This window comes from Longimicrobium sp., from assembly GCF_036280135.1.
Taxonomy (GTDB): domain Bacteria; phylum Gemmatimonadota; class Gemmatimonadetes; order Longimicrobiales; family Longimicrobiaceae; genus Longimicrobium.
The window spans coordinates 1-10,481 of sequence record NZ_DASURI010000519.1 but is presented as its reverse complement, the minus strand read 5'-3'; the positions used below and the strand labels follow the sequence as shown (position 1 = coordinate 10,481).

11 protein-coding genes and 1 pseudogene are annotated in these 10,481 nt (G+C 69.4%); 4 read left to right on the top strand and 8 right to left on the bottom strand.

Translation table 11 applies throughout. The features are described 5' to 3' along the window. Window positions 1-653 (top strand): lytic transglycosylase domain-containing protein (locus VFZ20_RS16780; RefSeq protein ID WP_329685065.1); only part of this gene is annotated, 653 nt, incomplete at its 5' end. Between the two features lie 289 nt (window positions 654-942). On the opposite strand, the gene zapE is transcribed toward VFZ20_RS16780, so the two are convergent. Beyond that, window positions 943-2,004 carry a cell division protein ZapE gene (zapE, locus tag VFZ20_RS16775; protein WP_329685064.1) on the bottom strand — a complete coding sequence of 354 codons (1,062 nt, stop codon included), beginning with the start codon at window positions 2,002-2,004 and terminating at the stop codon, window positions 943-945. 251 nt (window positions 2,005-2,255) lie between these two features. Here zapE and VFZ20_RS16770 point away from each other — a divergent pair, with 251 nt between their 5' ends. Continuing rightward, complete coding sequence (locus VFZ20_RS16770) at window positions 2,256-2,441, top strand: hypothetical protein (protein WP_329685063.1); 186 nt, start codon at window positions 2,256-2,258, stop codon at window positions 2,439-2,441. 89 nt (window positions 2,442-2,530) lie between these two features. Here the strand turns inward: VFZ20_RS16770 and VFZ20_RS16765 are convergent, their stop codons facing one another. The 4 genes from VFZ20_RS16765 to VFZ20_RS16750 all read right to left on the bottom strand — a co-directional run bounded on the left by VFZ20_RS16765 (window position 2,531) and on the right by VFZ20_RS16750 (window position 5,327). Then, entirely contained in the window at window positions 2,531-2,923 is a 393-nt protein-coding gene (locus VFZ20_RS16765) for a hypothetical protein (RefSeq protein WP_329685062.1), read from the bottom strand. Between the two features lie 193 nt (window positions 2,924-3,116). Next, complete coding sequence (locus tag VFZ20_RS16760) at window positions 3,117-3,575, bottom strand: hypothetical protein (RefSeq protein WP_329685061.1); 459 nt, start codon at window positions 3,573-3,575, stop codon at window positions 3,117-3,119. A gap of 362 nt (window positions 3,576-3,937) precedes the next feature. Next, window positions 3,938-4,384, bottom strand: a complete 447-nt coding sequence (locus VFZ20_RS16755; RefSeq protein WP_329685060.1) for a hypothetical protein — start codon at window positions 4,382-4,384, stop codon at window positions 3,938-3,940. A gap of 445 nt (window positions 4,385-4,829) precedes the next feature. Further along, window positions 4,830-5,327, bottom strand: coding sequence for a GNAT family N-acetyltransferase (locus VFZ20_RS16750; protein WP_329685059.1), 498 nt, complete (start codon window positions 5,325-5,327; stop codon window positions 4,830-4,832). Between the two features lie 535 nt (window positions 5,328-5,862). Here VFZ20_RS16750 and VFZ20_RS16745 point away from each other — a divergent pair. Then, on the top strand, window positions 5,863-6,858 hold the full coding sequence (locus VFZ20_RS16745) for a hypothetical protein (protein WP_329685058.1): 996 nt from the start codon (window positions 5,863-5,865) through the stop codon (window positions 6,856-6,858). Between the two features lie 407 nt (window positions 6,859-7,265). On the opposite strand, the gene VFZ20_RS16740 is transcribed toward VFZ20_RS16745, so the two are convergent. The 3 genes from VFZ20_RS16740 to VFZ20_RS16730 all read right to left on the bottom strand — a co-directional run bounded on the left by VFZ20_RS16740 (window position 7,266) and on the right by VFZ20_RS16730 (window position 9,515). Beyond that, on the bottom strand, window positions 7,266-7,700 hold the full coding sequence (locus VFZ20_RS16740; protein WP_329685057.1) for a hypothetical protein: 435 nt from the start codon (window positions 7,698-7,700) through the stop codon (window positions 7,266-7,268). Window positions 7,701-7,904: 204 nt separating this feature from the next. After that, the gene (locus VFZ20_RS16735) at window positions 7,905-8,972 is read right to left on the bottom strand and encodes an NAD(P)H-dependent oxidoreductase (protein WP_329685056.1); all 1,068 of its coding nucleotides are present in this window, start codon (window positions 8,970-8,972) and stop codon (window positions 7,905-7,907) included. Window positions 8,973-9,350: 378 nt separating this feature from the next. Beyond that, the gene (locus VFZ20_RS16730) at window positions 9,351-9,515 is read right to left on the bottom strand and encodes a hypothetical protein (RefSeq protein WP_329685055.1); all 165 of its coding nucleotides are present in this window, start codon (window positions 9,513-9,515) and stop codon (window positions 9,351-9,353) included. A gap of 483 nt (window positions 9,516-9,998) precedes the next feature. On the opposite strand from VFZ20_RS16730, the pseudogene VFZ20_RS16725 reads away from it, so the two are divergent. Beyond that, window positions 9,999-10,481, top strand: a pseudogene (locus VFZ20_RS16725) (deoxyribose-phosphate aldolase); the annotation flags it as partial.

Sequence of the window (10,481 nt, the reverse complement as noted above, 5' to 3'; positions counted from 1 at the left end):
TGACGGTGGTGGGCGCCGCCACGCCCTTGGCCATCGCGCGCAACACGCAGATGCGCACGGACCCGTCGCACGAGCGGCAGGCGCTCATGCCCGAGATCGCGGCCGTGCCCAACATGAAGCTCACGGACGCCGCCGTGGGCCAGGCGTGGCGCGAGGCCCGCGTGGACGTGGCCGAGACCAGGGCCAGCGACCGCGACACGGTCATCCAGCGCAACGTGCAGCGCTACTCGTCGTACAACATTCCCCGCGACCTCGCGGAGGACATCTACGACATCGCGCTGGCCGAGAACATCGACCCGGACCTGGCGTTCGGGCTGGTGCGCACGGAGAGCGCGTTCAAGAACAGCGCGACGAGCCACGTGGGCGCCATCGGCCTCACGCAGCTCATGCCCGCCACGGCCCGCTGGCTGCAGCCGGACGTGACGGCGCGCGACCTGCGCGACCAGCGCACCAACCTGCGCATCGGGTTCAAGTACCTCAAGGACCTGATCCGCAAGTACGACGGCGACCACGAGCTGGCGCTGCTGGCGTACAACCGCGGCCCGGGCACGGTGGACCGCATCCTCAAGCGGGGCGGCAACCCGGACAACGGGTACCCCGACATGGTGCTCCGCGACGCCACCCCCGACGCCCACCCCACGCCCGTGGAGTGATCGCCGGACGGGGAGGAACGGGCGGATGACGACGGAAGCCGGCTCTCGCGAGAGAGCCGGCTTCTTTTCGTTGAACCATCACCGAGCCGGAGCGGCTGAAGCCGCCGCAACGACAGCGGAAAGCCTCACGAACTGCCGTGAGGCTTCAACAACATGAACCCCGCACCGGTATACATCTGCCGACCTCCGCTGGGGCAGTCCGCGCGGGCGGACTTCGTGCCTTTCCAGCGGCGAATTCATTCGCTCAGGCCTGGGGCCGGCGATCGCCCCGTTCAGGTCGCACTCGCCCTCAGCCGCTCTGGCCGAAAGCCTGTCCCTCCGCCCGCCGCTCGCCCAGCATCTCCTCCATGCGCGACAGGCAGCGCGAGAACTTCTTTCCGTACGACCCGCCCAGCCATTCCGCGGGAAACAATCCGCCCAGCCCGCCTTCGCCCGTGGCCGCGAAGGGGACGGCGTTGTCGTAGAGCTTGTCCACGAAGTGCACCCAGCGCAGGCCGTCGTACAGGTGCGTCATGGGCCGCACGCCGTCCACCAGCAGCTCGTCCACGGCCTCGGCCACGGCGTGGTAGCGGATGGGGTGGATGTCGCTCAGCCCGTGCATCAGCGCGTCGAAGGAGACAGCCAGGGCACGCGCACCGGCGGCGGCCCGGGCGCGGACCATGGTCTCGGCGTCCAGGAAGTACGAGCGGTCCGGGTCCGCCTCGAACCGGCGATGCCGATAGTCCGCGCCCTCCACGCGCAGCACCTCGAACGCGGACGACAGCTCCTCGATCTCCAGCGCGAAGTTCTTCTGGTCAAAGCGGCCGCGGCCCAGCTCGTCGGGGATGGTGTTGGACGTCGTGGCCACGCGCACGCCATCCGCCAGCGCGCCGCGGAGAAAGGCGATGGCCAGCTTGAGGTTGCCAGGGTCGTCCAGCTCCCACTCGTCCACGGCCACCAGGCGCATGCCGCGGAACGCCTCGCGCGCGCCGTCCACCCCCAGCAGGCCGATGGCGTACACCAGCTCGTCAAAGCTCAGGTAGGCGCTGGGCGTGGGCGACGCGTGCCACAGCGACGCCAGCAGGTGCGTCTTGCCCACGCCGAACCCGCCGTCCAGGTACACGCCGCTGCCCCGCGCCGGCCCGCCCAGTGCCGCGCGAAACCGCGCCCATCCGCCCTGCGCGGCCTGCAGCTCGGCCGCCACCTCGCGCAGACGGCGCACGGTGGCGGCCTGCGAAGGGTGGTCGGGGTCCGGCTGGTAGTCGTCGAAGCGCTTGGCCGCAAAACGCGGCGGCGGGACGAATCCCGCCACCAGCTCCGCCGCGTCGGGGCGGGCGGGAATGGCGGACAGCAGCTGGTTCAGGTCGAGCAAGGCGCGGCGTTCCTTTCAGCGCAAGCGGTTGGGCGCGCGAAACATATCGTCCCCGCCCGCCGCCACAAGCGCCAACCTGCGCGCAGCGGTGGAGCAATCGCCCGAATCGCGCCCTCAACGGCGCAAAATACGCTGGCTAACAGCGTATAACCATCCGTTTCCTTGCGTGGACCTGTGTCCTCGCAGCATCTTCCGCGTCCCACGCCGCTCATGGCGGTATGTCGACGAACGTCACAAAAGGAGAACAGAAGATGACACGCATCGCTCTCGATGACCTCGTGGTGACCTCGTTCATCACGGACGACGAGCCGGCCAGCATCGCCGCGGTCGCCGCGACCATCCGCTTCGGCTGCATCTGCACCGCCGACTTCAGCACGTGCTCGCGGACGAGCCCGCAAGGCGGCTGCGACACCAGCGTGCAGTGCGTCACCGGCTGAACCGGGAAGAGCCGGCCCCGTGACAGGGGGCCGGCTCCTCGTATCCAAACGCTTCATCCTCCGCCCACGGCGCGGACCGCGATCGCGTGCTACCAGACGGCCAGGCTGGACAGGCTCAGCGTGGCGCCAATCGTCAGCTCCAGCGACTGGCCGGGCCGCACGCGCACGGGCGGGCTCAGGTACCCCTGCGAGCTGCCGACGGGATCCGCGAAGATCCGCACGTCCGCCATGTCCCCGTTCATGTCGCGCGGCAGGCGAAAGCGCTGCGTGGACAGCCCCGTCACCATCCCCAGCCGCGCGCGCACCCCGGACTGCACCACGTACAGGTTCATGTCCAGGAAGTTCTGGTTCGCCACCACCACCATGGGCGGCGGCGTCCGCTTGCCCAGCGACGGCTTGGTCCCGCGTCCGCCGGCCGTCGCGCATCCGGCGGCGGAGATCCACAGGACCAGCGCCGCGCGCATCCAGTGCCGCGTCATCATCGGGACTTCCTCCGTCCAGCGGCCCGCGGGGCGTCCGGCCGGAGCGCCGCCATGATCTCCGTCCCTCAATCTACATGCCGCACGCCCGGTGAATGACGATGACGCGCGGCATCGGAAGATGATCCACCGGACGCACGAAGGCCCGCGGAAAGAATCCGCGGGCCTTCCGTGATTCCGGCGCCGCGCGCGTGGGTTACTGCACCACGACCGTGCTGGTCTGCGCCACCGTGCGCGTCCCGCCGACCTCGTTGATGACGGTGAACGTGTAGGTCCCCGCCGTCAGCCCGGTCACGGCGCCCTGGTAGTTGTTGTTGGTGATGATCTGCGTGCAGATGCCGCCCGTGGACGCGGCCGTCACCGTGACCGTGACCTCGTTCTTTCGCGTGGTCTGCGCGGCGTTCACCGCGTAGCACGGCGTGGGCGTGGTGATGCTGCCCGTGAAGCTGATGCTGCCCGTGCCGCCCGTGGCCGTGGCCGGCGTCTCCTCGCTGTAGCTCTGCGCGCTGCTGAACGTCAGCTGGGCGGAGGACCTGGCGAAGCTGGGCTCCGCGGGCGTGGCGACGAACTCGTTGGACGCGGTGGGGGCTCCGTCGCAGGCCGCGGTGGCGGCGAGCATCGCGATCGTCATCAGCCCCTTGGAAATCGCCTTCATCGTGTCCTCTCCAGGTTCGTCGGTCGGGTTGCGGTGTGCCGCGCCGTCCTCACGTCGCGGCCTGCTGTCCGTTCCGGCGGCGTCCCGCCGGTGCGTCCGGGCCCGGATTGCGCCTGTCATGGCGTGGCGGGAAGCGTTGGCAAGAGCCAGACCAGAATCACGGGATATTTTCATCGTAAACACATCCTCAGAAACGCTTTAGACTAAATCACCCAGGAATTTAGAGGGATTTTTCACGCTTGAAGCACGATCTCATCCAATCGCTTGATGCGCTGGTACTTGGGACCGTCATGTCCCTTCCTGGACGCACAAGGGCCCGCGGACGGATCCGCGGGCCCTTGATGTCCGGAACGGGAGGTTCCTTACTCGACCACGACCGCGTTGGTGTAGGCCGGGGTGCCGTTGTGCGTGATCGTGAAGGTGTACAGGCCGGGCTCCAGGCCGCTGACGCTGCCCTGGTAGTTGTAGTTGGTGATCACCTGCGTACAGATGCCGCCCGCGTCGGCCGTCCTCACGTTGACGGTGACCACGCTGCTGCGCGCGGTGTGCGAGGCGCTCACTTCGTAGCAGGGCGTGGGCGTGGTGATGCTGCCGGCGAAGTTGATGCTGCCCGTGCCGCCACTGGAGGACGGCGGCGTGGCGGTGGTGCCGCGGGCGCTGCTGAACGTAAGGGTGCTGCTCGATGACTGCGCGAATGCCGGCCCGTCGACCGTCGAGACGAACTCGTTTGACGCCGTGGGGGCTCCGTCGCAGGCCGCGGTGGCGGCAAGCATGGCGATCGTGAGCAGCCCCTTGGTCATCGCGTTCATCGTGCTTCCTCCAGGTTCGGTCGGTTGCGCTCTGCCGCGCCGCCCTCGCGTCGCGGCCTGCTGTCCCTTCCGGCGGCGTCCCGCCGGTGCATCCGGGCCCGGTTTGCGCCAGTCATGGCGTGGCGGGAACCGTTGGCAAAAGGCGGACCAGAAGAACGACAATCCAGCGCGAACCAACTCAAACGCGGACATACACTTACGCACCTCCCAACCGTCAACCACACACGTGCATGCCCGGAAGTGAATAGAAAGCAGGATATCTTTCCCTATGCGAATGCCAGGGAGCAACTTAAAAGATCACATAGGGTCGCTGGGTTATTTACCGCGCGGATGACGCGAACCGGACCGATGGAGTATGGCGAAGGCGCGAACGGAACGATCCACCCCCGCGCCGGTTGGGCGCGGGTGGTGATTCGAGTCGGCGACGTGTCCGAGCGGTCGGCGGTCAGCCCGTGGTGGATGCGCCGGCGACCTCGGCGAGCTGCTCGGCGGTCAGGCGGTAGGTGTACCACTCGGTCATGCGGCGGGCGCCCAGCTTGTCGTAGAAGTCGATGGCCAGCTGGTTCCAGTCCAGCACCACCCACTCCATCCGTCCGCACCCGCGCCGCAGCGCCTCTGTGGCCAGCGCGCGAAAGAACGCGCGGCCCAGCCCGAAACGCCGCGCCTCGGGGATGACGAACAGGTCTTCCAGGTAGAGCGTGGGAAGCGCCAGGAACGACGAGTACGTCTCCAGCACGATGGCGTACGCCACGGCGCGCCCGTCCAGCTCCCCAAGGAACACGCTGATGCGCGGCCGCTCGCCGAACGCGTCCGCCACCAGCCGACCGCGCGCCTCGGGCGTGGGGCGGTCCAGCTTTTCGTAATCCGCCAGCGCGTCGACCAGCGCGAGGAACGTGTCGGCATCCGCGGCGGTCGCGGGACGGATGGTGATGCGGTCGGACATCGGCGTCGTGCGTGTCGGCGGATGGGCGATTCGGGAGCGCGGCAATCTATCCCGCACGATCCGGGAGGGAAGATGAGCCTGCAAGACCGTTGATTCCTGAGGGGCCTTCACGGAACCCGACCGCGCGCGGATGCCCGCGGCCCCGAAGGATCTCGCCTGCCCTCGCACGGGCCAGGCTACGGGACGGATGCTCGACGCGCGGTCTTCAGCGAGTGTGCAGACCCTCTGCTATGGAGAGGAGATCCTTCGGTCGGCGCCAGAGCCTTCGCGCGGATCTGGATCACGCGGCGCCTCCCTCAGGAAGTCAAAGGGAGAGTCGGTGCACCCCAAGGAGATGTCCGTACAGTTCTCCCCCGCTCCGCGAGGGCAGCGGCCGGGGGTGGGGGCTCTCCGCGGCCGGCAGACACTCGCCGACGTGCCCTGGCCGTCCCGCATCTCCGCGTCTGCCAATCTCATCGAGTGTCTGAACGTTTGACACCCGCCCTCCTCTTGGCTAAATTCAATGAGAACGATTCTCAATCGCGAGGAGTAGCCTTTGATCCAGGCGGCACAGTCGGCCGTCGCGGCGAAAGACACGCTGCGGCACATCAGCGAGACGGAGCGCGGAGAGCGTGCGCGGCGAGCCGCCGCGGGCGCGCTGGTGCTGCGCGTCGTGGAGCTGGCCGCCACGGAGGCCCCGGACGAGTTCACCCTGCGACGCGCCCAGGCGGAAGTGGCGGGGCTGGAGAAGAGCGCGGAAAAGAGCATCCTGCTGCGCGCCCTGCGCGTGCTGGAGGAGGGCGCGCCCGCCGCGCGCCTGTCCGCGTCCATGGTCTCGTACGCGTGCGAGCTGGAGAAGACGCGCCGCCTTCCCGAGGCCGACGCCGCCATCACCCTGGCGCTGGCCCTGGACGAGGGCAGCGGCGCCACGGCCCTGCACGCCGCCCGCCTGGCCCGCAAGATGGGCGACCGCCAGCGCGCGCTGGTTCTCTACTGCGCCGCCCGCGACCTGGACGTGGCCAACGGGCAGATCGCCCGGCTGGCCGAGGTGGGCGAGGCCGTGGTGTCGGATGATGCCGAGCGCCGCCTGGGCCGCGTGATTCGCCGCGCCCTGCGCGCCGGCGACGCCGAGAGCGCCGCCGTGGGCCTGGAGGAGCGCGCCGCCCTGCGCCGCGCCGCGGGCGACAAGGCCGGCGCCGCGCGCGACCTGTGCGTGGCCACCGTGCGCTACACGGACCCCGTGGACCGCGCCCGCGCCGCGCACGAGCTGGCCGGCGCCGCGCTGTCCCTGGGCGACGCCGACGCCGCGCGGCAGGCCCTGCTGGTGGCGCTGGCCTGGGGCGACGCGCCGCAAAAGGACCACGCCCGCAGCCGCCTGCACACGCTGTCGCGCGACCTGGGAGACCAGGTGGGCACGCGCCGCTGGCGCTCGTTCCAGCGCCCGTCGCTCGTCTCGCTCAGCGCATACCGGCCTAAGCCGGTGACCCGCTCCGCGTTGGCGCCGCGGCTGCTGGCCTGGCGCGAGTCCCTGGGCGAGCGCGCCGCGAGTTGAATCTTCCGCGATCCGCGGACGAAGAGCGGGGCGCCCGGCACATGGCCGGGCGCTCCGCTTTCGTGTTGCGCATTGCCAGATTGCGTCATCCTGGGGAGCCGCCGCGTAGACCCTCGTCCCTGCGTGATCGGTGGCGGCGACGAGGGATCTTGCCCGCGAAGCTTCAAGGCGACCCTCGTGCACGAAACCCCGCCTCCGAGTCTCGCAAACAAGATCCTTCGGTCGCGCCAAGGTCCTTCGTGCGTTCACGTTCGCGCGGCGCTCCCTCAGGATGACGCAGCGCGGGCGCAGGTTCCAACAGCCATCCTTGGGCTTCAAGGCTCGCCGCCTGGCTCGAATCCGTGATGAAAACGGGGGCGCCGGGCGATGTGCCCGGCGCCCCCGTCGTTCATCCGCGTGGAGCGGCGTCAGCGCTTGCCGTAGACGCCGATGCCGAACGCGCACGGCTCCACGGAGCAGGCCGCCATCTCAACCTTGAGGCTGTAGGTCTGGCCGCGCTCCACCTCCACCATCACCATGGGGACGTCGTCCGTCTCGTAGTCGCTGTCCACGTCGTCGCCGCCGGACGTGGTGAGCGCCAGGTCCAGGTCGCTGCAGTCGCCGTCGCAGACGCCGATGATGATGTACGTCATGCCGCCCTCGAGCTCCAGCTCGTACTCGTCGCTGGCGCCCTGGCCCAGCTCGCCAGCAACGATGTCGTCCTGCAGGCGAAAGCCCTCGTTGCCCACCAGCACGGCGGCCGAGTCCAGTTGGGTGCGGATGACCTCGGGCTGCGCGTGCGCGGGAGCGGCGAACAGAAGCGCGGCGCCCATGGCGGCGAGCGCGATGACCGGCAGTTTCATGGGGGGTCTCTCCCGATGTCGGGGGGGAAGCGTGTCCGCCGGGCGGGATGCCCGGCATGCGTGCGCCAGGAGGGGGGTCGCGGCGCGGTGGATCGTCACAACCGTACGATCAACAGTAGCAAGCAGATGAACGCCAAGCAAGACCGTCCGGACGGCCGCCCGGCTCCCCCTTGCTGCTACTCGGCGGCGTAGTACCGGCGCACGTCAGCCAGAGTTCCGTGTCGATTCGCCGCGTCCCGGATGCAGGGTGACGTCGCGGTTCAATCCCAGCCGCTGCTGCACGTCGGGCGACGAGCCTTCCGGCGGGATGCCCAGCCGCATCCGCGTGTCGCGCCACTTGAGCTTGAGGTCTTCCCACCCCTTGCGCGGCGGCTCGTACCCGAACGCCCGCCAGCGCCCCGGCGGCACCTTTCCCTTGGTCCGCACGTGGTCCACGAACGCGTCCGTCCACGCGTCGAACGCCGTCATCACGTCGCGCTCGCGGACCATGTCCTCGGCCTGGTTGTCTGCGTAGGGCACGCCGGCGCCGCTCCGGGCGTAGCGCCAGAGGGCGTCGGGCACCTCCACGCCGCTGTACCGGCACTGCCACACGAGCGGCGCGTACGCCTGCCGGTCGTCGTGGAACGGCTCCTCGTCCACGGGGAACCACTGCTTGTGGCGCAGCTTCTTGGGCCGGCCGTCGTCGTCCACCTCGTTGGCGCCGTCGTCGCCGTAGCAAAAGAAGGCGGCCGTGCGCCCCTCCAGGTGGTTGACGGACAGCTCCGCCCACTCCGGGGCGTGCTCCAGGCGCATGGCCATCTCGGGGTTCTTGTGGCCGATGCGCGTCTCGTCGGGGTTGCCGCCGCTGGCGCACACCAGCCGGTCGAACAGGAGCTTGAGGTTACTGGGCGGCCCGTACCAGTTCACGGGGCCGATGAACGCCCACGCGTCCGCCAGGTCCAGGCGCGCGTACAGGTCCAGGTCCCACATGAGGTCCGGTTCGGCCTTGTCGTCCTTTGCGTAGCAGTTGCACGGCCACACGCACAGCGCCATGGACGTGCTGACGCAGGCGTTGCAGCTCTGGATGCGGGCGCGGCCGTAGACGTTGCCCAGGTCCTCCAGGTCGATCTCCCAGTCGGCGGGCAGGCGGTCGGCCATGCGCAGCATGAGCATGCGGCTCTTGCTGTCCACGCCCGGGCAGTTGTACTGCCGCCGCTGCGATCCGCTGATGAGCAGCACGCGAAAGGGCCGCTGCTCGGTGGGGAGGCGGCCGTTGGCGTCGTCGGGCTTCATGGGAGGTGCCGGTCCGGGGTGGGCTGATGCAAAGCCTGCACAACGATGGGCGAGGATCGTGCCGGGACCCGCATCCGCTTCGAGCCGACGAGCGCATGCACTTGGCCAGAGCGACTGAAGTCGCCGCAACGACAGCGGAAAAGCCTCGCAAACTGCGCGAGGCTTCAACTGCGCGAACGCCGCCTCGATGTACACGCGCCGGCTTCCGCTGGGCAGTCCGCGCAGGCGGACTTCGTGCCCTTCCAGCGGCGAATTCATTCGCTCCGGCTGGGAGACGGCCTCACCGGATCAGATCCGCAATCGGCATCATTCGCTCCCGGCGTCCGCCACCCTCCCCCGCGAACGGGCCGGGAGAGGGTGCACGGCGCGACGTCGAAATCAGCAGCCGCAGGTGCGGGTGGCGGGCTGCGGGACGCAGTACTCGCCCGCGTTCACCGAGTAGCACTGCGTGAGGGACAGGGCGGCAAGGCTGTCGAAGTCACCCTCGCCGGCCTCGAACCCCTCGACCTGCAGATTTTCCACGCTGAGCTTGAGCTTGGCCATGTGAGCCTCCTTGGGAGATGGACGGATCGACGGCAGTGCGGCCGATCCTTATGTTTATCGACGCATAATGTACGATAATGCCCATTCGTACAAGTGAGACGTATCCTCGACCCTGATGGCTGGCGCGGATCTCCGTCCGGGAGGACAGTGCGTCGGATGCACAGGAGGAGGCGCGAAGGGGGCCTGGGAATGGAAAGGAGGCGTCCACGCCGCCGTTGCGTGAGGGATGCGCGCCCGCAGGGCCGAGACGCCGGAGCGGCGGGGCAACAGCAGTACCGTTGCCCTGACGCGGAGAAGGCTCGGCGCCGTTGGCAACGGTTGTATTGTTGCCTACGGCGCGCGCAGCCCGGCCCGGAGCGCAGCGGAGGGACACGCCCGAATCCTGCAGTGCTCGTCCCCGTTCCTCACGGACGACAGCGGCCAAACCTGTCCCCCCGTGCGCATCTGCGTTACATTACCGGGCTCAACAGGGAACGCAGAACGATGGCAACGCTACCGCACAACCGACTGATCGCCGTGCCCGCCGGCGGGCCGCCCGAGATCGCCGAGCCCGGGCACGAGGAGCACCGCAACCCCGGCACGGAGCTGGACCTGGACTGGGTCGAGGCCGTGCGCGTGAACCGCAGCGCCGTGGAGCGCCGCGCGTCCACGCTCCCCGCCCGCCGCACGGTCAAGAAGCAGTGGCAGGCCGCGTGGCTGCTGCGCGCCATCACGTTGATGGACCTGACCACGCTTTCCGGCGACGACACGCCCGGCAACGTCCGGCGCCTGTGCGCCAAGGCCCGCCAGCCCGTGCGCCCCGACATCCTGGAGGGGCTGGGCGTGGTGCACCTGCCCATCCACACGGCCGCCGTGTGCGTGTACCACTCGCTGGTGCCCACGGCCGTCGAAGCCCTGGAAGGCTCCGGCATCCCCGTGGCCGCCGTGTCCACGGGCTTTCCCGCGGGCCTGTCGCCGTGGCAGCAG

What these genes read in the sequence shown, in the direction of transcription:
- VFZ20_RS16770 (WP_329685063.1), top strand. Translation starts at nt 2,256, where the DNA reads ATGACACGCATCGCTCTCGATGACCTCGTGGTGACCTCGTTCATCACG.
- VFZ20_RS16765 (WP_329685062.1), bottom strand. Translation starts at nt 2,923, where the DNA reads ATGATGACGCGGCACTGGATGCGCGCGGCGCTGGTCCTGTGGATCTCC.
- VFZ20_RS16760 (WP_329685061.1), bottom strand. Translation starts at nt 3,575, where the DNA reads ATGAAGGCGATTTCCAAGGGGCTGATGACGATCGCGATGCTCGCCGCC.
- VFZ20_RS16755 (WP_329685060.1), bottom strand. Translation starts at nt 4,384, where the DNA reads ATGAACGCGATGACCAAGGGGCTGCTCACGATCGCCATGCTTGCCGCC.
- VFZ20_RS16750 (WP_329685059.1), bottom strand. Translation starts at nt 5,327, where the DNA reads ATGTCCGACCGCATCACCATCCGTCCCGCGACCGCCGCGGATGCCGAC.
- VFZ20_RS16740 (WP_329685057.1), bottom strand. Translation starts at nt 7,700, where the DNA reads ATGAAACTGCCGGTCATCGCGCTCGCCGCCATGGGCGCCGCGCTTCTG.
- VFZ20_RS16735 (WP_329685056.1), bottom strand. Translation starts at nt 8,972, where the DNA reads ATGAAGCCCGACGACGCCAACGGCCGCCTCCCCACCGAGCAGCGGCCC.
- VFZ20_RS16730 (WP_329685055.1), bottom strand. Translation starts at nt 9,515, where the DNA reads ATGGCCAAGCTCAAGCTCAGCGTGGAAAATCTGCAGGTCGAGGGGTTC.